The organism is Neisseria zoodegmatis, assembly GCF_900187305.1.
In the GTDB taxonomy this organism is placed as follows: domain Bacteria; phylum Pseudomonadota; class Gammaproteobacteria; order Burkholderiales; family Neisseriaceae; genus Neisseria; species Neisseria zoodegmatis.
This window is the reverse complement of the sequence record NZ_LT906434.1, coordinates 1,471,399-1,490,616: the sequence shown is the minus strand read 5'-3', so window position 1 is coordinate 1,490,616 and position 19,218 is coordinate 1,471,399. Positions and strand designations below refer to the sequence as shown.

Below are 19,218 nucleotides of genomic sequence, written 5' to 3'. Positions count from 1 at the left end.
TAACTCTTAGTTTGGTTTTAGCGGCGGCAAACCGCCCATTAAAGGAAAAAACAATATGAAACAGATTCAAGCTGACGTTGTGGTCATCGGCGGCGGTACTGCCGGTATGGGCGCGTTCCGCAATGCGCGTTTGCATACCGACAATGTTTACCTGATCGAAAGCCATGCCTTCGGTACCACTTGCGCCCGCGTAGGCTGTATGCCGTCCAAACTGCTGATTGCCGCTGCCGAGGCACGCCATCATGCCCTGCATACCGATCCGTTTGGCGTTCATTTGGATAAAGAGAGCGTTACCGTAAACGGCGAAGAAGTGATGAACCGCGTGAAATCCGAGCGCGACCGTTTCGTCGGCTTCGTGGTGAGCGATGTGGAAGAATGGCCTGCCGACAAACGCATCATGGGTGCAGCTAAGTTTGTTGACGAGCATACCGTTCAAATTGACGACCACACCCAAATCAAAGCCGACCGTATTGTGATTGCCACCGGCTCGCGTCCTGTCGTATTACCTCAATGGCAGACTTTGGGCGACAAAGTGATCATCAACGACGATGTGTTCTCATGGGACACCTTGCCTAAACGTGTGGCCGTATTCGGCCCCGGCGTGATCGGTTTGGAGCTTGGTCAGGCTTTGCACCGCTTGGGTGTAGAAGTACAAATCTTCGGTGTCAGCGGCTCGCTTGGCGGGATTTCCGATCCGGTTGTCTTGGAAGAAGCGAAAACCGTATTCGGTGAAGAATTGGTATTACATTTGGACGCACAAACCGAAGCCAAGTTAAACGATCGAGGCGAAGTGGAAATCAGCTGGTCTGAAAACGGCGAAAGCGGCGTGTTTACCGCAGATTACCTGCTGGCTGCCGTCGGTCGCCGCCCGAATGTGGATAATATCGGCTTGGAAAACATCAACATTGATTTGGATGATCGCGGTGTGCCGAAAGCCCACCCGCTAACCATGCAAACCAGTATTCCGCATATTTTTATCGCAGGCGATGCTTCCAACCAACTGCCGCTGCTGCACGAAGCCAGCGATCAAGGCAAGATTGCCGGCGACAACGCGGGCATGTATCCGAATATTAAAAACGGTTTGCGCCGCAGCCATATCGGCGTGGTGTTTACCAGCCCACAGATTGCTTCTATCGGCTTGAAATACGCCCAAGTAATGGAGCGTTATAAAAACCCCGAATGCGTGGTTATCGGCGAAGTTTCGTTCCGCAACCAAGGCCGCAGCCGCGTGATGTTGGTCAACAAAGGCCATATGCGCGTGTATGCCGAGCAAGGCACGGGCTTGTTTATCGGAGCGGAAATCGTCGGCCCCGCTGCCGAGCATCTGGCACACTTGCTGGCTTGGGCGCATCAGCAAAAGATGACCATTCCGCAAATGCTGGATATGCCTTTCTACCATCCGGTTATCGAAGAAGGCTTGCGCACCGCTTTGCGCGATGTAAACAGCAAATTAAAAACGCATGAAGTGCATACCGAATGCGCCGAATGTCCGGGCGAATAATCCGAACGGTTTCAATATCAAACAAACAATACCGTCTGAAATTTCAGACGGCATTGTTATTGGTTTTAAAGCTCAATAAATCAAATCGGCAAAGAAAGGTTTATTTTTTCGCTTTTTTATTCAGCTTGGCCGTAGTGGCTTTATCAAGCACACAGCCACGGGTAACGATTTGGGAAACTTGCTGCTGCTGGCCGTTTACGGTTTCGATGGCTTCTTGGGTCAGCATGTTGCCGTTCACTTTGTCTAAGTTGGCGGGATTGGCTTTATCCGCAACCCAAGTGATACCGTTGCCGGCAAAAACGTTTTTGTCGTCAGCACCGATCACGCGGAATAAATTGGGAGACAGTTTATCTTGATATTTCACTTGCGCCGCCACAACTTCGCCGCCTTTAATCCCGTACATTACGCTAAGGGGTTGTTTGGCTTTGGTGGTACCACATTTGTAGGCCACTTCTTTGGTGCTGTCGAGAGAAGTCACTTCAACGGTTTTCGGAAGTTGGACTTGGGGAGTTTGCTGCTGTGCCTGTTGCGGCGCAGCCGGTTGTTGCGCAGCAGGTGCGGAAGTGGCGGCTTGGGCTTTGGGTTTGTCTTTGCCGAACATACCGCAAGCACTCAAAGTGGCGGTCAGTGCCAACACGGGAACAATGGTTTTCAGGTTGTGTGTCATAAGTTACTCCGTTGTCAAAATGGTTACATGATGTGCGTAAGGCACAGACGTTGATTGGTCAACCATAACAGATAAAAAGTTCCTTGTCTTTTCAGCAGGCTCGCAAACTCTTTTCTATACACACCTAAACAGCGCCAAAGGCTTTTTCTTAATTTTTATGCTTTTGATTTAATGATTTTTTTATCCGTCATGAAAAAACAACTCAAATCAAGTAAAGATTGAATAAGGCCGTCTGAAAGCTTGGATATTGCTTTTCAGACGGCCTTATTCAATCAATAGGGTGAGATGCTGATTTTAGAGCTTAAGGGGCATGATGTTGGACAACCGCACCGATGTCGTCCAAGCGCTTCAGCACTATCTCCCAAGCCTCGTCGATGCGCGAACAGGCTTCTCCGACGGCTTTGATGCCGAATTCGATGTGGGGCGGGATAACTTCGCCGTCTTCCGTCGACCAGCCCACGCTCGGCAGGCTGAACGAACGTATGCCTTCGTAACCGGCTTCAATGTTGCGCATAATCGGAGCGACATGCGATTCCGGCATACGGAATATCCACACGGTGCGCTGCGCGTTATCTACCGTATTGAAACGGTCGGCATAATAAGTTTCAACCACCCATTCGGCCATCGGGTGCGCCATCACGGGGAAACCGGGGAAGAAATAATGTTCGCGAATGGAAAAGCCGGCGATTTTATTGTAAGGATTAGGAATCAAATCCGACCCTTCGGGAAAATCCGCCATCAGCAAGCGCTGTTGATGGGAAGCGGAATCCAGCGCATCGCCGCGCTTGAGCGACGTTTCCTCGATAAACGGCACCGCACCGGCGTGGCGCTCAATCGGTAGGCTCAAAGCCTCCGCCGCGGCTTGGCGGGTATGGTCGTCGGGCGTGGAGCCGATACCGCCGGTTACGAAAGTAGGCAGGCCGTCTGAAAAACTGCGGCGAAGCTGCTTAACCAAAAAGGTATAGTTGTCGGGCAGATATTGCACTTGGTTTAAACGCAATCCGCGAGATTCCAACAGATGTTTGAAAAAAGCAAAATGCTTATCTATGCGGCTGCCGTGCAAAATTTCATCGCCGATAATGATTAAGTTGAAATATATCATTGCGTATGCTTGGAAATATAAATGAAAAGGCCGTCTGAACCTATTTTCAGGCTGGACGAATCAACTGATTCATACAATAATAACCTGTTTTCGGGCCGTCTGAAACGGCACAATCATAATCAACAGGAATTCCCGATGAGCCAGCATAATCATACTATTCTACAAAGCCTGCCGACAGGCCAAAAAGTGGGCATTGCCTTTTCAGGCGGCCTCGACACTTCCGCAGCCCTGCTATGGATGAAACTCAAAGGCGCGCTGCCTTATGCCTACACCGCCAACCTCGGCCAGCCCGACGAAGACGACTATAACGCGATTCCGAAAAAAGCCAAAGAATACGGCGCCATCGAAGCCCGCCTGATCGATTGCCGCAGCCAGCTTGCGCACGAAGGCATTGCCGCCATCCAATGCGGTGCCTTCCATGTAACCACCGGCGGTGCCACTTATTTCAACACCACGCCTTTGGGCCGCGCCGTCACCGGCACCATGCTGGTATCGGCCATGAAAGAAGACGACGTCAACATTTGGGGCGACGGCTCTACCTACAAAGGCAACGACATCGAACGCTTTTATCGTTACGGCCTGCTAACCAACCCGCATCTGCGCATCTACAAACCGTGGCTCGACCAAACCTTTATCGACGAATTGGGCGGCCGTCAGGAAATGAGCGAATTTTTGATTGCCAACGGCTTCGACTACAAAATGTCGGTTGAAAAAGCCTATTCCACCGACTCCAACATGCTCGGCGCCACCCACGAAGCCAAAGATTTGGAATTTTTGAACACCGGCATCAAAATCGTTAAGCCGATTATGGGCGTAGCGTTTTGGGATGAAAACGTTGCCATCAAAGCCGAAGAAGTAACCGTGCGCTTTGAAGAAGGCGTGCCGGTAGCCCTGAACGGCAAAGAGTTTGCCGACCCTGTGGAGCTGTTTCTCGAAGCCAACCGCATCGGCGGCCGCCACGGCTTGGGCATGAGCGACCAAATCGAAAACCGCATTATCGAAGCCAAATCACGCGGTATTTACGAAGCACCGGGCATGGCTTTGCTGCACATCGCTTACGAGCGTTTGCTGACCGGAATCCATAACGAAGACACCATCGAGCAATACCGCATCAACGGCTTGCGCTTGGGCCGCTTGCTGTATCAAGGCCGCTGGTTTGATTCACAAGCATTGATGCTGCGCGAAACCGCCCAACGCTGGGTGGCCAAAGCGATTACGGGCGAAGTAACGCTGGAGCTGCGCCGCGGCAACGACTATTCGATTCTGAACACCGAATCGCCGAACCTGACTTACCAGCCAGAGCGTTTGAGCATGGAAAAAGTGGAAAACGCCGCCTTCACACCGGCCGACCGTATCGGACAGCTGACCATGCGCAATCTCGACATCGTCGATACCCGCGCCAAACTCGGCCTGTATTCGAAAACCGGCCTGCTTTCATTGGGCGAAGGTTCGGTGTTGCCTCAGTTGGGCAACAACGAGAAATAAAGCGGATATACGCTGATAAGCCGTTATCTTAGTAAAAAGCCGTCTGAAGTATTTTCAGACGGCTTTTTACTTTTGCGTAATTCAGATAGATAAGCGCCTTAAAAACTAGAGGCCGTCTGAAACCGATTTTCAGACGGCCTTCCTATCACTTCACCAATTATTTCAGCAAAACAATCTTTCTCACTCACTGTCCGCGCAAAAACAGCGCGTCCAATTCTTTCAAAGTGAGCTTCACCCAAGTGGGGCGGCCGTGGTTGCATTGATTGCTGCGCGGCGTGTTTTCCATGTCGCGCAAGAGGGCGTTCATTTCCGGCAGGGTAAGCTGGCGGCCGGCGCGCACGGAGCCGTGGCAGGCCATGGTGGAAAGGATTTGGTTTTCACGCGCTTCGATGGTTTGCGAACTGCCGTTTTGGGCGATTTCGCGCAACATGTCGCGTGCGAGCGAGGCCACGTCGCTTTTGCCGAGCATGGCGGGCACGGCACGCACGGCGATGGTGTTGCCGCCCATGTCGGAAAGCTCCAAGCCGAATCCGCGCAAGGCTTCGGCGTGGTCGGCGAGGGCGGCGGTTTCTTCGTGGCTGGCGGCGAAGGTTACCGGAATCAGCAGCCGCTGGCTTTGCAGGCTGCCGAGGGTGTCGCGCTGGGTTTTCATTTTTTCGTAGTTCACCCGTTCGGCGGCGGCGTGCATGTCCACCAGCAGCAGGCTGTCTTCGGCTTGGGCAAGAATATAGATGCCTAAAAGCTGGGCAATGGCAAAGCCTAGCGGCGGCAGTTCGGGTGCTTGCGTTTCTTGGTGCGGGGCATGGTTTTCAGACGGCCTCTCCGCTCCGAAACGGGCTTGTTCAAACTGGCTAAGCTCGATGTCTTCGTTCGGTTCGGTTTTGCGGTATAGCTCGGCATAAGTGTTTAAGGCGGCACGGCTTTCGCGTAGGGAGAGGGTGCGTTGCTGCGGTGCGCGGGCGGCGGAATAGGGCGCTGGTGCGGATTTGCCGCCGAAGCCGCCGAAATGTTGTTGTTGCGGCGGCGTAGTCAGGTTGAGGCCGTCTGAAAGGTTTTCCGACGCGCTGGGGTTTTCAGACGGCATCGTTACGCCCAGCATTTCGTGCAATACGCTGCCGGCGTTGCTCACGCTTTCGGTTTGGTCGGCGCGGGTGTCGGCAAGAGCTTTGTTGAGGGTGTGGAATACCAGTTGGTGTACTGCTTGGCTGTCGCGGAAACGGATTTCGGTTTTGGTGGGATGCACGTTTACGTCCACCGCTTCGGGCGGCAGGTCGAGAAACAGCACGAAAGCGGGCGTGAGGGCGTTATGCAACACGTCGCGGTAGGCTTGTTTTACGGCGTGCAGCATCACTTTGTCGCGCACGAAACGGCGGTTGACGAAGCAGTATTGTTTGTCGGTTTTGCCTTTGGCAAAGGTGGGTTTGGCGATAAAACCGTGAAGCCGCATGATGCCTTCGCCGCTGTCGATTTCCAAAGAGGCCGTCTGAAAATCGTCACCCACGATAGCGGCGACGCGTTCGTTGAGGCTTTGTGCAGGCAGTTTAAAGATGCTTTTACCGTCGCGTTTGAGCGAAAAGGCAATATGCGGATGCGCCAGCGCGAGGCGTTCGAGCATGGTGGCGCAGTGGGCGTATTCGGTGTTTTCGGATTTTAAAAACTTGCGCCGCGCGGGGGTGTTGAAGAAAAGCTCGGCCACTTCCACGGTGGTGCCGACGGGGTGCGCCGCCGCACCGCTTTCGCTGAGTTTGCCGTCTTCCGCTTTTACCTGATTGGCGTGCGCGCTGCTTTCGGTGCGGCTGGTAAGCGTGAGGCGGCTCACCGATGCGATGCTGGCCAAACCTTCGCCGCGAAAGCCCATGCTGGCAACGTGTTCCAAATCGGTGAGCGATTTGATTTTGCTGGTGGCGTGGCGGTGCAGGGCGAGGGAAATGTCGTCGGCGTGGATGCCGCTGCCGTTGTCGGTAACACGGATCAGCCTGATGCCGCCGCCGGCAAGCTCGACATCAACCGCCGTCGCCCCCGCGTCGATGCTGTTTTCTACGATTTCTTTCAAGGCGCTGGCGGGGCGTTCCACCACTTCGCCGGCGGCGATTTGGTTAACGAGATGGTCGGGCAGGGCGGCGATGCGGTTCATAGTGCGGCTCTTTCTATCGGGTAGAAGGTTGTTCAGACGGCATTATAACGGATAGGCCGTCTGAACGCTTTCGGCTGTTGCAATGAAGCGCGCCTGCAATCATCAGGCCGATTCACGCGTGCAAATTCGGTGTTATATAATAAACGCATATTCAATCTGAGAATTTAAGCATAGTGAAAGAAACAATCTTGAAGAAAATCAGCAAATGGTTGCTGATTATTTTGCTGTTATTGTTGTTGATTTTATTGGTTTGTTTGGTTTTGGCTTATTTTTTGACTCGCAACGACGGGGAATCTTACTACTTCAATATCGTCGCCATCACGCTGTTTATGATTTTGGCCTCTTTGTTGGCGGCTTATTTGGCTTTGGTACCGGGCAACCGCGCTTTGATTGCGGCAAAAGCTGCGTCGGCATCGACACCGTGGGCTGTTTTGGGCAAATTTGTGTGGATAGCCAAATGCTTGCAGATTACGATTGCGGTTATCGGTATTTCGGCGGCAGCCGTGATGGCGGTCAATTTGGCTTCCCATTGGTCGGAAACGCATTTTATATGCGATGAAGAACATCCTTGCGAGCGTTCTTCAGGCGGAAGCAGTCGCGGCGATGACTAAAAAGTCATAAATAAAACAAGCCGATACCTGTTCGCAAAGGTATCGGCTTGTTTTTTGAGACGGACAGGGGGAGCTATTTGTTTTCCGGCGCTTCTTCAAAGCCAACCACTTCCAAACCGAAGCCGGTTAGGCCATTCATGGATGAAGGTTTGCCCATCACACGCATTTTTTGCACGTTTAAGCCGGCCAAAATCTGTGCGCCGATGCCGTAGGTTTTTCTGTCCCACTTTTTCACTTGGAAGCTGTTTTTCGGCAAAGTTCGGTCGAGGAGGGCGGCGCCGTCTTCGGTGCGGTGCAACAAAATAATCACGCCCGCGTCGGCTTGCTGGATTCTTTGCAGCGCAAGGGGAATCGGCCAAGAATGGTTGGGGTCGGCTTGGATAAAGTCCATCACGCTAAACGGCTCGTGCACGCGCACCAAAGTTTCTTTTTCCGGCGACAATTCGCCTTTTACCAAAGCCAAATGGGTTTCGCCGGAAAGTTTATCTACATACACATGCTGCTGAAATTCGCCCCAAGGGGTGTTCACGGTGGTGTCGCCCATTTCTTCGAGCAGGCTTTCAGTGCGGCTGCGGTATTCGATCAGATCGGCGATAGTGCCGATTTTCAGATTGTGTTCTTCGGCGAACTTCATCAGCTCGGGCATACGCGCCATGGTACCGTCGTCGTTGAGAATTTCACAGATCACACCAGCGGGAATCAGGCCGCTCATTTGTGCTAGATCGACGGCGGCTTCGGTGTGTCCGGCGCGCACCAATACGCCGCCTTTTTGCGAACGCAGCGGGAAAATGTGGCCGGGCTGGACGATGTCTTCGGCTTTAACCGTCGGCGACACGGCCGTCTGAATCGTTAAGGCGCGGTCTGCGGCGGAAATGCCGGTGGAAATGCCGTGGGCAGCCTCGATGGATACGGTGAAGTTGGTGCCGTATTGTGCGCCGTTTTTCTGCGTCATCTGAGGCAGGTTTAAGCGGTCGACCAGCTCGTCGTTCATCGGCAGGCACACCAATCCGCGAGCATGTTTGATCATAAAATTAATGGCTTGCGGCGTTACAAATTGGGCAGCCATGATTAAATCGCCTTCGTTTTCGCGGTCTTCGGCGTCGGTAATGATGACCATTTTGCCGGCTTTGATGTCGGCAAGAATGTCGGCAATAGGGGAGATGTGGCTCATTTTCGGATTCTTTTCTTGAGGTGTCGGATGGTGTGCGGACGGGGTTTCAGGCAGATCGCCGTGGTCGGTATCCAGCCACATGGCGGGCATTCCGGCAGACTGCTCGATTTTGCGGGCTTTTTTTTCGCCGAACGATTTGTTTTTCAACAGCGAAGACAGTTCGCCCTGATTGATGGAGGCTGCCGCGGCGAAGTGCGCTTGCTGTCCGCCATGCTGCCGTATGATCCATTGGCGCAGATTGCGGCGGCGCAGCTCGGTAATATCCATGGTTCAAACTTTCAAAATAATGGTGCGGCGTATTGTATGGCTGATTTTACCGAATGGCAAATTTTCACAACGCTTCTGAATTTACCTTTTGGTAAAGTAAATATCATTTCATTTCATAAAACGGTTTGAGGCCGTCTGAAAGTAAGCTTTGCAAACCTCGCTAAAACTTTTTCAGACGGCCTCAAGCGGTTTAATCTTACAAACTGATAGCCTTATCTTCATGAAGACAAAAAGATTTTGGCGTAATTATCAGCCTGAAAACCGGCAGAATGCTGATTGTTATGCTGAAGAATAGGGCGTTTGATCAGGCTTGGATGGGCAACCATCACCGCTATTGCGCCTTGCGTACATTCAGCGGCGGCTTGCTGTTCGCTGCTGAGTTTGCGCCAAGTCGTACCGCGTTTGTTGAGCAAGGTTTCGATGGGGATGTCTTTCAACCAGCTTTCAATCAAAGCGGCATCGGGCGGCGTTTTTTTGAAATCTACAAAGTCGTAAGCAATATTGTTTTCCGCCAGCCACGCACGGGCTTTTTTAACGGTGTCGCAGTTGGGAATGCCGTATAGGGTAGTCATGATGTGGGTATCCGTAATGATTTCAGACGGCCTCTATTGTAAGCACGGGCGCAAGGTTTGTCATGAACGCTAAAAAAGGATATGCTGTTTTAACTGTAAAATCTAAGTCCGCAAGGAGCATGAAATGTACAAAACCGCTTTAACCGTGTGCGCCGCTTTGCTGCTCGGCGCCTGTTCCGGCAACTCTCCCGGCAAATCTACTTTTGAAAAAGCCATCAACCAACACATTTCGCAACAAGGCGTATGCGTTCCTTTAACTGTTAAAATCGAAACCAACGGCATGGCTGTTCAAACCTTGCTGGGTCTGAACCAAATTAAAATCCCCGACCGCAACGCAAACGGCGACAAAATCAATCAATCGGCCATCGCGCAAATGAAAATTTTGGACAGCGAAGGGTTTTATAAAAAACAATCGTCCGAAACCTTTGAATTTCCGGGCACTAAAAACAAAACCAGCGTTTACGTTTACGAGCTGACCGAAAAAGGCAAAGGCAAAATCCGTGAAGAAGGCTTGGAGCCGCGTTTCTGCATCGGAACGCAAAAAGTCGAAAAAATCAATTGGTTCACAGAGCCGACACCTTCAGACGGCATGACTGTCAGCAAAGTATCGTATGAGGCGCGTTTTGAAACGGAAAAATGGGCTGAAAAATTCTTAAAAGAAGCCGGCAACGGCTGGAAACACCCCGAAGCAACACGCACCAAAACGGCGACTTTAGTCAAAACCAACGACGGCTGGCGCGACATCCGCGAGCTTCAGTAATCCATTAAACCAAGTAATCGGCTTGAAACAAATAGCGGACAGGTATTTCTCAAAACACCCGTCCGCCTTTATAATCAGGCCGTCTGAAAGTGAGCTTTGCGCACTTCGCTAAAACTTTTATAAGCTGTTTGATGAACTTCCTTAACCCATGGTTTCCGTTCGAATGGACAATCGCCGCCCACATTATCTGGGCGGCTTTTCTGCTGCTTACCGCCCGACGCGCTTTCTCGGCCGCAGCGAAGCATCCTGCCGCCATTAGTGTTGCAGTCATCTGCTTGGCCGTTTTATGGACCTTAAACGCCGATTTAAGCAGCGGTCAGTTAGCCGGAATGAACTACCATCTTCTCGGCATCAATTTAGTTGCCTTGATGCTGGGCACACCGGCCGCTTTATGGTTGAGCACTTTACTGCTGATACCGTATGCCGCCGTTCACGGCATTGAAAACCTTGGCGTAACCAGTCTTAACGCACTGTTTTTATTATTGCCCGCCTTGAGCATAAACCTGCTGTTACGCAAAATAGCGGTTCGCCTGCCGCCTAATTTGTTCGTGTATATTTTTTTCAACGGCTTTATTTCAGCCGCATTAGGCATGCTGTTGACCGGCGTATTCATCGTTTTGCTGCTGCAAACAGCGGGCGTGTTTTCAGCGGAAGCGCTGTGGTCGTCGGCATTTCCTGTTTTCTTCCTGCTTACATGGGGCGAAGCGTTTTTAAACGGCATTTTTACCGCGATATTTGTCGCGCTTCGCCCCCAGTGGCTGGCTACCTTTGACGATGCCCGTTATTTGCATACAGAAAGCAGCATCTGGAAATAAGCGGCATATTTATCCATAGGCCGTCTGAATTTTTTTATAGATAAGTCCCAGCAGGCTTATTTGATCTGAAAATCCAGCACAAAACGTGCAAATTCGTCTTGCCTCAATATTTGTACCAATTCAGGTAAATTCTTTTGCAGCTGTTCGGCAAGCAGATAAGGCGGATTCACGACAAACATCCCGCTGCCGTGCATACCGAAGCCGTCTGAACGGGGAGCATGAACATGGAGTTCTGCGTTTAAATAATTATCGGGAAAAATCTTTTTCAGTTGCTCAGGCAGCTTCCTACTTTCCTCGCGGCTCAAGCACGGATACCAGATCAAATAACATCCTGATTCAAATCGTTTTTTAGCGTCTTTTAAAACATTGGCCACCCGCGCATAGTCTTGTTTTTCCTCATAAGGCGGATCAATGAGCACCACCGCCCGGCGGGTTGGCGGAGGAAGCAGGGCGATCAATCCCTGAAAACCGTCGGACTGCATAACCTGCCCGCGTTTACCCAATCCCGCTTCCTGCATATTATTCTGTAAATGTTTAAAATCAGTAGGATGCAGTTCAAACAAACGCAACTTATCACTTGCGCGCGTTAAAGCCTGAGCCAACCAAGGCGAACCGCAATAAAGGTTTTCACCCGGCAAAATATCTTTCAGACGGCCTGTAAATGCTTGGAGCAATTCAGGAAGTTTGTCAGAAGAATTTAACCGTTCAATGCCTTGCTTATACTCACCAACCTTTTGAGATTCGTTACTATACAAATCATAAAGACCGGCACCGCTGTGGGTATCTATGTACCAATAAGGTTTGTCCTTACGGTTAAAATAATCCAAAACCAAATACAAAATAAAATGTTTAAGCACATCGGCATGATTGCCGGCATGAAAAGCATGACGATAACTGAGCATAAATAAGTTTCTGAGAAAAGATAAAGTTTGCTTATTTTACGGCAATAGAATGGTTGTAGCGATAATCAAACAGAGACTAAAACGGTTGATATAAAAATTCCTTTTCTTCCTAAGCCTCTATTATAATTTCATATTTAAAATATTAATAAAGTCATTAAAACCAAAAAGGATTAAAAAATGGCATGGGGTGACGGGATCAGACCTGAAGATAAAATATACAAGTATAAGCGGCAACACAGCACAAACTCAGACACAGCAGCTATTGTTATGATTTTATTGGTTATCGCTGTTGCCATCAGCTATCTCGCATTCAGCAAATATCGCGAACGCCAAGAAGCTGAAGAGTTGATAAAGCATCTAAACAAGCAAACAACAGGAGAATATTATGCGAAACAGGCAGTCAAAAGCTTAGGCAATACAATAGAAAACCTTGCTCATCCCGCAGGAGAAAGGCAAGTCATCTACACAAGCAATCAAGACAGCCAACGTATGAATTTTGAAATAGGCAAAATCCAACCTCAATATCCTCATTATGCTTTAACGCAGGGTTATGAAGGTTTCGTTACCTATAAAGTAGATTTAAGCCGATATGGTGTAATAGAAGAAATCAAGTTAGCAAAAAGCAGCGGTTACGAAAGCTTAGATACGGCCGCCTTAAAAGCCATTAAACACTCGGCATTTACTCCGCCCAATTTGCTAATCCAACACGCCAGCACGCTTTACATTACATGCGGTTTTCAAAGCAAAAAAGCATACTGCCAATATTAATCGGCATGTGTACACAATTGAACTGCTGAAAATCCTTGCTGGAAGGCACAGAGTGCACAGCCATTTGCTACCACTATAATTTCTCATAATATGAATTATGTTAAATTATAGATGTCAAAAACAAACAAGATTGCTTTCCGGTAATAAATACGAAACATCAGCAATCTTGCTTGTTTATCATCTAAACTGCTGCTTAGTATTTAATACCCTTATGCAGCGCCACCACTCCTGCGGTCATATTGTGGTAATCGACATTATCAAATCCTGCATCCAACATCATTTGTTTGAGCGTTTCTTGATCAGGGTGCATGCGGATGGATTCTGCCAAGTATTGATAGCTGTCTGCGTCTTTTGCAATAACTTTACCCATCAGCGGCAAAAGTTTAAAGGAATACAAATCGTAAGCCGGCTCTAATGGTTTGAATACTTTGGAAAATTCCAATACCAATAAAGTGCCGCCGGGTTTTAATACGCGGTACATTTCTTTAAGGGCGGCTTCTTTGTGCGTCATGTTGCGCAGGCCGAAAGCTACGGATACCAAGTTGAAATAATTATCCGGGAAAGGCAGTTTTTCGGCATCTGCCAACGATACGGGAAGAATGATACCTTCGTTAAGCAAGCGGTCACGCCCGACTGAAAGCATGGATGAATTAATGTCGGTGAGCCATACTTCGCCCTCTTGCCCTACTCTTTTTGCCCAACCGCGCGACAAATCACCTGTGCCTCCGGCAATGTCTAAAACTTTATCGCCTTTTTTCAAGCGTGCGGTGTTGATGGTAAAGTGCTTCCAAACGCGGTGTAATCCGCCGGACATGACGTCGTTCATAATGTCGTAATTTTTAGCTACGGAATGGAAAACCTCGGCTACTTTGCCGGCTTTTTCGCTTTCGTTAACGGTTTGGTAGCCGAAATGGGTTTTGTTGTCGCTCATGTTGTGGCTTTCTTTTCAGGAAAATCGGATCGGGAATTCTTAGGTGCGGTAAGTAGTTTAGGCTTGGCGCGAAGCACCCTGCTTCTCGATTTGGTGTAAGTATTCGGCCCACATTGTATCGTATTCGTGTGCCAATTTATATAAATAATCCCAGTCGTAGAGGCCGCTATCGTGGCCGTCTGAAAAAGTGATTTTCAAAGCATAATGACCGGCGGGATATAAATCGGTAATCAAAACATCTACTTTGCCGGTTTGCAGTATTGCTTGTCCCGGAGCGTGCCCTCTCACTTCGGCACTGGGCGAGTATACGCGCAAATATTCGGCAGGAAGTTTTTTTTCGATGCCTTGATAAACTAATGTCAGTGCGTCGCGGTGATGATTGAGACGGATTTCTTGCGGGGCCGGATGTTTCATTGAAAGTGAGGATGATGAAAATAGGTTTTCGCTATTTTAGCAGCAAATGTTTCAGACGGCCTTGAATAAATCCTACCCTACCCTATATTATCAATCCGAGCATACTGCTTTCCCCTGTTTCTTTTAAAACGGAAAAAGAATGAAAAAAATCATTATCCTAACTATTACTTCAGCTTTTGCTTTGACCGCCTGTAAAGACGATACGCAAGCGAAATTGGAGCAACAGCAAAAGCAGATCGAGGCTTTGCAACAGCAGTTGAGCCAACAAAATGCCCAACAAGACAATACGGTTTATGAATTGACTGCCAGCGCAGTAAAAGACACGATTCCTGCCGAATTTTTGGCTAACGGCAACAACGGCGAACCGGTTACCGGCACCGACGGCCAACAATACATTTACGACCAAACCAGCGGCAGCTGGCTGCTTCAAAGTTTGGTAGGCGCAGCAGCCGGTGCGTTTATCGGTAATGCTTTGGCGAATAAGTTCCAAAAAGCCCGCGCGGATACCCCTGCCGTGCGCCGTGCCCAAGCGAATTATTACCAATCGGCACAGGCTCAGCGGCGCACCAGCCAGCAGTTGAACACGAAAACGGTTCCTGCGCAAAACAAAGCTGCGCAGCCCAACTACCGCCAAACCAATAAAGCGCAACCCAACCACCGTGCGCCCGCGCGCAGAAGCGGTGGGTTCCGTCGCCGCTAACCATATACAGGCCGTCTGAAAACTATAAACATGGTTTTCAGACGGCCTGAGCAATTAGTCGCACTTCTACTCTTTTATTCATGTTTACATGATAAAAATGTAGGAAAACAAGCTGTTTCAATACATATTTTCTCAAGGAAACTCCATGAGTAAGCACCATAAACTGATTATTTTAGGCTCCGGCCCCGCTGGATACACGGCTGCGGTGTACGCCGCCCGCGCCAATCTGCAACCTGTGATCATCACCGGCATGGCTCAAGGCGGCCAGCTGATGACGACGACCGAAGTCGATAACTGGCCTGCCGATCCCGACGGCGTGCAAGGTCCTGAATTGATGGCCCGCTTTTTGGCACACGCCGAGCGTTTCGGCACCGAAATTATTTTCGACCACATCCACACCGTCGATTTGAAAAAACGCCCTTTCACGCTCACCGGCGATATGGGCGAATACACTTGCGACGCTTTGATTGTAGCCACAGGCGCATCAGCCAAATATCTCGGTATGCCGTTTGAAGAAAAATTTGCCGGCAAAGGCGTTTCCGCATGCGCAACGTGCGACGGATTCTTTTATAAACAACAAGATGTTGCCGTTGTCGGCGGCGGTAATACAGCCGTAGAAGAAGCCTTGTATTTATCCAATATTGCCAACACCGTTACCTTGATTCACCGCCGCGACACTTTCCGCGCTGAAAAAATCATGGTGGATAAATTGATGCAGCGCGTAGAAGAAGGCAAAATCATTCTGAAACTGAACGCGGTTTTGGATGATATTACCGGCGACGATATGGGCGTAAGCGGCGCACGTTTGAAATACAACGACGGCAGCACCGAAGAGATTGAAGTAAAAGGCGTTTTCATCGCCATCGGTCACAAACCCAACACCGACATTTTCAAAGGCCAGCTCGATATGGATGAAACCGGTTATCTCATCACCAAAGGCGGCAGCGCCAACAATGTGGGGGCAACCAATATCGAAGGCGTGTGGGCTGCCGGCGACGTGAAAGACCACACTTACCGCCAAGCCATTACCAGCGCGGCCTCCGGTTGCCAAGCGGCTTTAGACGCAGAACGCTGGCTCGACCGCCAACATTAAACATATCTGTAAGGCCGTCTGAACGGTTCAGACGGCCTCTACCGTTATCTATCAGAAAGGATTAACCATGATTAAATTACACACCAATTTCGGCGTTATCGGCATCGAACTCGACTACGAAAAAGCTCCGGTAACTGCAGCTAACTTCGAGCAATATGTTAAAGACGGTTTTTACGACGGCCTGATTTTCCACCGCGTTATCAAAGGCTTCATGATTCAAGGCGGCGGTATGGACGAAAACATGAATGAAAAAGAAGGCCGCGATCCGATTCAAAACGAAGCCCAAAACGGCTTGAAAAACGACAAATACACCATCGCCATGGCCCGTACCCAAGCGCCCCACTCTGCTTCTTCGCAGTTTTTCATCAATACGAAAGACAATACGTTCCTGAACCACACCGAACCGAGCCTGCACGGCTGGGGCTACGCTGTATTCGGCAAAGTGGTAGAAGGTACTGATGTGGTGGACGCTATTGAAAATGTGAAAACCAAGCGCCATGGCTATCACGATGATGTGCCGGTAGATGCGGTGGTGATTACCAAAGCGGAAATCGTGTAACGACTTGAAAGTTGTTAATCAACAGATATGATTCTGTGAAAACCAAGAGGCCGTCTGAAATTCTTTTCAGACGGCCTCTGCGTAATCACCAATGCAGTATTTATGTACGAACCTGCCCGTTACCCAACACCACCCATTTCTGACTGGTCAAACCATGCAGGCCGACGGGGCCGCGTACGTGGATTTTGTCGGTAGAAATACCGATTTCAGCGCCCAAGCCATATTCGAAGCCATCCGCAAAACGGGTACTGGCATTGATCATAACGCTGGCGCTGTCCACCATACGCAAGAAGCGTTGGGCATCGGTATAAGACTCGGTTACGATGCTGTCGGTGTGATGGCTGCCGTGCGTATTGATGTGTGCAACTGCTTCGGCCATATCATTAACGATTTTTACCGATAAAATGGGCGCGAGGTATTCAGTGTCCCAATCTTCGTCTGTGGCTGCTTTAATGTTTGGCAACAAGGCCAAAGTGCGCCCGCAACCGCGTAATTCCACACCTTTTTGAGCATATTGTTCTGCCAGCAGCGGCAGAATTTCAGCGGCACGCGCTTCGTGCACGAGCAAGGTTTCCATCGTATTACATGTGCCGTAGCGGGAAGTTTTGGCATTCACGGCAATGTCCACGGCTTTTTGCGTATCAGCTGCCTGATCAATGTAAACATGGCAAATGCCGTCTAGGTGTTTGATAACCGGCACCCTAGCCTCTGCGCTGATGCGCGCCACCAATGATTTACCGCCTCGGGGAATGATAACGTCAATCAAGCCGGGAATCTGCAACATGGCGCCAACGCTTTCTCTATCGGTATTTTCGATAAAGCGCACCGCTGCTACCGGCAATTTATTTTCCGACAAGGCCTGAGAAATCAACTTGGCAATCGCCATATTGCTGTTGAAGGCCTCGCTACCTCCGCGCAACACGCAGGCATTGCCTGATTTCAAACACAGCGCCGCGGCATCAACGGTAACATTGGGGCGAGACTCGTAAATAATGCCGATCACGCCTAAAGGCACACGCATTTTGCCTATTTGCAAGCCGTTTGGGCGGATGCGGAATTCGTCCATTTCTCCCACCGGGTCGGGCAAAGCGGCAATCTGGCGCAAACCTTCGCACATGCTCTCTATTGTTTGAGGGCCAAGCTTCAAACGGTCGAGCAAAGCGGAATCTAAGCCTTTTGCCTCGGCTTGTGCCATATCTTGGGCATTGGCGGCAATAATGGCGTCTTGATGGTGCTTCAATAATTCTGCCAAACGCAAAAGCGCTGAATTTTTTTGTGCGGTAGAAGCTTCCGCCAGCTCATAAAAAGCTTGTTTGGCGGAAGATGCGGTTTGTCGAACGTATTCTTGAATAGAGTGCATAATAACCAGCCGTGGTAACGGTTAAAGATAATGACTTACCGAACAACGCGGCGACCCTCGAAAAATTGCCTGCCGTATTGTTTTATTGGGTTCGGGTGATTCTAGCACAAAGTATGCGGTAGCAAGATTCGGCCATCATTTGATGTGACACATTGTTTTTCGCAGTTGCATGGGTTTGTTTTAGCCGAAACTCACGCTAGCTCGTTTTGTCGAAGCTCTCATTGTTCGCTTTAGCGAAACTCGCCAAGCTCGTTTTATCGAAGCTCTCGTTGTTCGCTTTAGCGAAACTCGCCAAGCTCGTTTTCAGACGGCCTCAACAAGAAATCAAAATCCCTCAAGCGCTTTTGCAAGCACTTGAGGGATTTGAACTTTTCAACATGAAATCAGCTTATCAGGCTGTGAGCGTACCTTTGGTAGAAGGCGTTTGACCTGCCATGCGTTCGTCAAACTCTACCGCCATACGCAAAGCGCGGCCGAATGCTTTGAATATGGTTTCCGCCTGATGGTGGGCGTTTTTGCCGCGCAGATTATCAATGTGCAGGGTAATCATGCTGTGGTTGATCAAGCCTGTAAAGAACTCACTGAACAAATCCACATCAAACTTGCCAATCCAAGCGCGGGTAAATTCAACGTTGTAAACCAAGCCCGGGCGGCCTGACAAGTCAATCACAACGCGGCTCAAAGCTTCGTCCAGCGGCACATAGGCATGACCATAACGGCGCACACCTGCTTTATCGCCCAATGCCTTTTTCAATGCCTGCCCTAAAGTAATACCGATATCTTCTACCGAATGGTGGTCGTCGATATGTACGTCGCCTTTGCAGGTAATGTCCATATCAATCATGCCGTGGCGGGCGATTTGCTCAAGCATGTGGTTGAGGAACGGCACACCTGTGTCGAGGCGGCTCTTGCCTGTGCCGTCGAGGTTAATGGCAACTGTAATCTGCGTTTCGTAAGTATTGCGGCTCACAATAGCAACGCGGCCTTCAGCTTGCTCAAAATCCAATACTGGCGCTAAAGCGTGTACATTTGCCGCTGCTTCGGCCTTGCTTTCTTCCAAACGTGCTGCGGCTTCTGCTTTTTTACGTTGTTCCATTTCAGGATCATGCTCGCGGTTCATCCAGCCTTTGCGCTTGCCCATGCCGTTTTCCAGCTTGGCCAGCAACGAGGGGCGGATACCTCTGCCGTTTTCATCATCGCTTTGCTGCTCCAAACGGCGTTTGATTTGCGACAAAGATGCAGAGTTATCATAACCGCAACGTCTTGCCAGCTCGGCCATGGAACCTGCTTCTTTAATTAAAAACTGTAAGTTTTGTAAGTGAAGTTGTGTCTTATTCATAAGTATCTCTCAAATAGATGTGGTTAGCTTTCAATAATAAATTTAGATTTATTTCAATAATGATGCC

19 protein-coding genes are annotated in these 19,218 nt (G+C 49.7%); 9 read left to right on the top strand and 10 right to left on the bottom strand.

Annotated elements, in window-relative coordinates; genetic code table 11:
- Positions 1–55 precede the first annotated feature (55 nt).
- On the top strand, positions 56–1,501 hold the full coding sequence (locus tag CKV66_RS07000; protein WP_085362632.1) for a dihydrolipoyl dehydrogenase: 1,446 nt from the start codon (positions 56–58) through the stop codon (positions 1,499–1,501).
- A 100-nt stretch (positions 1,502–1,601) separates the two neighbouring features.
- On the opposite strand, the gene CKV66_RS06995 is transcribed toward CKV66_RS07000, so the two are convergent.
- Together CKV66_RS06995 and CKV66_RS06990 are read right to left on the bottom strand one after the other, a co-directional pair.
- The gene (locus CKV66_RS06995) at positions 1,602–2,168 is read right to left on the bottom strand and encodes a hypothetical protein (RefSeq protein WP_085362633.1); all 567 of its coding nucleotides are present in this window, start codon (positions 2,166–2,168) and stop codon (positions 1,602–1,604) included.
- Positions 2,169–2,469: 301 nt separating this feature from the next.
- On the bottom strand, positions 2,470–3,270 hold the full coding sequence (locus CKV66_RS06990) for a competence/damage-inducible protein A (protein ID WP_085362634.1): 801 nt from the start codon (positions 3,268–3,270) through the stop codon (positions 2,470–2,472).
- A 135-nt stretch (positions 3,271–3,405) separates the two neighbouring features.
- On the opposite strand from CKV66_RS06990, the gene argG reads away from it, so the two are divergent.
- On the top strand, positions 3,406–4,755 hold the full coding sequence (gene argG, locus CKV66_RS06985; RefSeq protein ID WP_085362635.1) for an argininosuccinate synthase: 1,350 nt from the start codon (positions 3,406–3,408) through the stop codon (positions 4,753–4,755).
- A gap of 184 nt (positions 4,756–4,939) precedes the next feature.
- Here argG and mutL read toward each other — a convergent pair whose 3' ends face one another.
- Positions 4,940–6,889: a DNA mismatch repair endonuclease MutL gene (mutL, locus tag CKV66_RS06980; protein ID WP_085362636.1), complete on the bottom strand. Its 1,950-nt coding sequence runs from the start codon at positions 6,887–6,889 to the stop codon at positions 4,940–4,942.
- Between the two features lie 188 nt (positions 6,890–7,077).
- Between mutL and CKV66_RS06975 the strand changes: the two genes are divergently transcribed.
- Positions 7,078–7,500: a hypothetical protein gene (locus CKV66_RS06975; protein ID WP_095197858.1), complete on the top strand. Its 423-nt coding sequence runs from the start codon at positions 7,078–7,080 to the stop codon at positions 7,498–7,500.
- Positions 7,501–7,573: 73 nt separating this feature from the next.
- Here CKV66_RS06975 and ribBA read toward each other — a convergent pair whose 3' ends face one another.
- Together ribBA and CKV66_RS06965 are read right to left on the bottom strand one after the other, a co-directional pair.
- Entirely contained in the window at positions 7,574–8,938 is a 1,365-nt protein-coding gene (ribBA, locus tag CKV66_RS06970) for a bifunctional 3,4-dihydroxy-2-butanone-4-phosphate synthase/GTP cyclohydrolase II (protein ID WP_085362638.1), read from the bottom strand.
- 218 nt (positions 8,939–9,156) lie between these two features.
- On the bottom strand, positions 9,157–9,510 hold the full coding sequence (locus tag CKV66_RS06965) for an arsenate reductase (protein WP_085362639.1): 354 nt from the start codon (positions 9,508–9,510) through the stop codon (positions 9,157–9,159).
- 124 nt (positions 9,511–9,634) lie between these two features.
- Here CKV66_RS06965 and CKV66_RS06960 point away from each other — a divergent pair, with 124 nt between their 5' ends.
- Both CKV66_RS06960 and CKV66_RS06955 read left to right on the top strand, forming a co-directional pair.
- Positions 9,635–10,270, top strand: a complete 636-nt coding sequence (locus tag CKV66_RS06960) for a hypothetical protein (protein ID WP_085362640.1) — start codon at positions 9,635–9,637, stop codon at positions 10,268–10,270.
- 131 nt (positions 10,271–10,401) lie between these two features.
- Positions 10,402–11,085 carry an energy-coupling factor ABC transporter permease gene (locus tag CKV66_RS06955; protein WP_085362691.1) on the top strand — a complete coding sequence of 228 codons (684 nt, stop codon included), beginning with the start codon at positions 10,402–10,404 and terminating at the stop codon, positions 11,083–11,085.
- Positions 11,086–11,141: 56 nt separating this feature from the next.
- Here the strand turns inward: CKV66_RS06955 and CKV66_RS06950 are convergent, their stop codons facing one another.
- Positions 11,142–11,987 (bottom strand): 23S rRNA (adenine(2030)-N(6))-methyltransferase RlmJ, encoded by an 846-nt coding sequence (locus tag CKV66_RS06950; protein WP_085362641.1) that lies wholly within the window; start codon positions 11,985–11,987, stop codon positions 11,142–11,144.
- Positions 11,988–12,164: 177 nt separating this feature from the next.
- On the opposite strand from CKV66_RS06950, the gene CKV66_RS06945 reads away from it, so the two are divergent.
- Positions 12,165–12,755 carry an energy transducer TonB gene (locus CKV66_RS06945; RefSeq protein WP_085362642.1) on the top strand — a complete coding sequence of 197 codons (591 nt, stop codon included), beginning with the start codon at positions 12,165–12,167 and terminating at the stop codon, positions 12,753–12,755.
- A gap of 193 nt (positions 12,756–12,948) precedes the next feature.
- Here the strand turns inward: CKV66_RS06945 and ubiE are convergent, their stop codons facing one another.
- Positions 12,949–13,686 carry a bifunctional demethylmenaquinone methyltransferase/2-methoxy-6-polyprenyl-1,4-benzoquinol methylase UbiE gene (ubiE, locus tag CKV66_RS06940; RefSeq protein WP_085362643.1) on the bottom strand — a complete coding sequence of 246 codons (738 nt, stop codon included), beginning with the start codon at positions 13,684–13,686 and terminating at the stop codon, positions 12,949–12,951.
- Between the two features lie 57 nt (positions 13,687–13,743).
- A complete protein-coding gene (locus CKV66_RS06935; protein WP_085362644.1) occupies positions 13,744–14,100 on the bottom strand; it encodes a gamma-butyrobetaine hydroxylase-like domain-containing protein in 357 nt (118 codons plus the stop codon).
- A 139-nt stretch (positions 14,101–14,239) separates the two neighbouring features.
- On the opposite strand from CKV66_RS06935, the gene CKV66_RS06930 reads away from it, so the two are divergent.
- From CKV66_RS06930 to CKV66_RS06920, 3 genes are all read left to right on the top strand, one after another.
- Positions 14,240–14,800 (top strand): hypothetical protein, encoded by a 561-nt coding sequence (locus tag CKV66_RS06930; protein ID WP_085362645.1) that lies wholly within the window; start codon positions 14,240–14,242, stop codon positions 14,798–14,800.
- A 145-nt stretch (positions 14,801–14,945) separates the two neighbouring features.
- A complete protein-coding gene (gene trxB, locus CKV66_RS06925; protein ID WP_085362646.1) occupies positions 14,946–15,893 on the top strand; it encodes a thioredoxin-disulfide reductase in 948 nt (315 codons plus the stop codon).
- Positions 15,894–15,960: 67 nt separating this feature from the next.
- Positions 15,961–16,452: a peptidylprolyl isomerase gene (locus CKV66_RS06920; protein WP_085362647.1), complete on the top strand. Its 492-nt coding sequence runs from the start codon at positions 15,961–15,963 to the stop codon at positions 16,450–16,452.
- Positions 16,453–16,552: 100 nt separating this feature from the next.
- On the opposite strand, the gene CKV66_RS06915 is transcribed toward CKV66_RS06920, so the two are convergent.
- Positions 16,553–17,812, bottom strand: coding sequence for a glutamate-5-semialdehyde dehydrogenase (locus CKV66_RS06915; protein ID WP_085362648.1), 1,260 nt, complete (start codon positions 17,810–17,812; stop codon positions 16,553–16,555).
- 391 nt (positions 17,813–18,203) lie between these two features.
- Positions 18,204–19,151: an imidazoleglycerol-phosphate dehydratase HisB gene (gene hisB / locus CKV66_RS06910; RefSeq protein ID WP_085362649.1), complete on the bottom strand. Its 948-nt coding sequence runs from the start codon at positions 19,149–19,151 to the stop codon at positions 18,204–18,206.
- Positions 19,152–19,218: the final 67 nt, after the last annotated feature.

Coding starts and splice junctions, on each gene's coding strand:
- CKV66_RS07000 (WP_085362632.1), top strand. CDS start 56: ATGAAACAGATTCAAGCTGACGTTGTGGTCATCGGCGGCGGTACTGCC.
- CKV66_RS06995 (WP_085362633.1), bottom strand. CDS start 2,168: ATGACACACAACCTGAAAACCATTGTTCCCGTGTTGGCACTGACCGCC.
- CKV66_RS06990 (WP_085362634.1), bottom strand. CDS start 3,270: ATGATATATTTCAACTTAATCATTATCGGCGATGAAATTTTGCACGGC.
- argG (WP_085362635.1), top strand. CDS start 3,406: ATGAGCCAGCATAATCATACTATTCTACAAAGCCTGCCGACAGGCCAA.
- mutL (WP_085362636.1), bottom strand. CDS start 6,889: ATGAACCGCATCGCCGCCCTGCCCGACCATCTCGTTAACCAAATCGCC.
- ribBA (WP_085362638.1), bottom strand. CDS start 8,938: ATGGATATTACCGAGCTGCGCCGCCGCAATCTGCGCCAATGGATCATA.
- CKV66_RS06965 (WP_085362639.1), bottom strand. CDS start 9,510: ATGACTACCCTATACGGCATTCCCAACTGCGACACCGTTAAAAAAGCC.
- CKV66_RS06960 (WP_085362640.1), top strand. CDS start 9,635: ATGTACAAAACCGCTTTAACCGTGTGCGCCGCTTTGCTGCTCGGCGCC.
- CKV66_RS06955 (WP_085362691.1), top strand. CDS start 10,402: ATGAACTTCCTTAACCCATGGTTTCCGTTCGAATGGACAATCGCCGCC.
- CKV66_RS06950 (WP_085362641.1), bottom strand. CDS start 11,987: ATGCTCAGTTATCGTCATGCTTTTCATGCCGGCAATCATGCCGATGTG.
- CKV66_RS06945 (WP_085362642.1), top strand. CDS start 12,165: ATGGCATGGGGTGACGGGATCAGACCTGAAGATAAAATATACAAGTAT.
- ubiE (WP_085362643.1), bottom strand. CDS start 13,686: ATGAGCGACAACAAAACCCATTTCGGCTACCAAACCGTTAACGAAAGC.
- CKV66_RS06935 (WP_085362644.1), bottom strand. CDS start 14,100: ATGAAACATCCGGCCCCGCAAGAAATCCGTCTCAATCATCACCGCGAC.
- CKV66_RS06930 (WP_085362645.1), top strand. CDS start 14,240: ATGAAAAAAATCATTATCCTAACTATTACTTCAGCTTTTGCTTTGACC.
- trxB (WP_085362646.1), top strand. CDS start 14,946: ATGAGTAAGCACCATAAACTGATTATTTTAGGCTCCGGCCCCGCTGGA.
- CKV66_RS06920 (WP_085362647.1), top strand. CDS start 15,961: ATGATTAAATTACACACCAATTTCGGCGTTATCGGCATCGAACTCGAC.
- CKV66_RS06915 (WP_085362648.1), bottom strand. CDS start 17,812: ATGCACTCTATTCAAGAATACGTTCGACAAACCGCATCTTCCGCCAAA.
- hisB (WP_085362649.1), bottom strand. CDS start 19,151: ATGAATAAGACACAACTTCACTTACAAAACTTACAGTTTTTAATTAAA.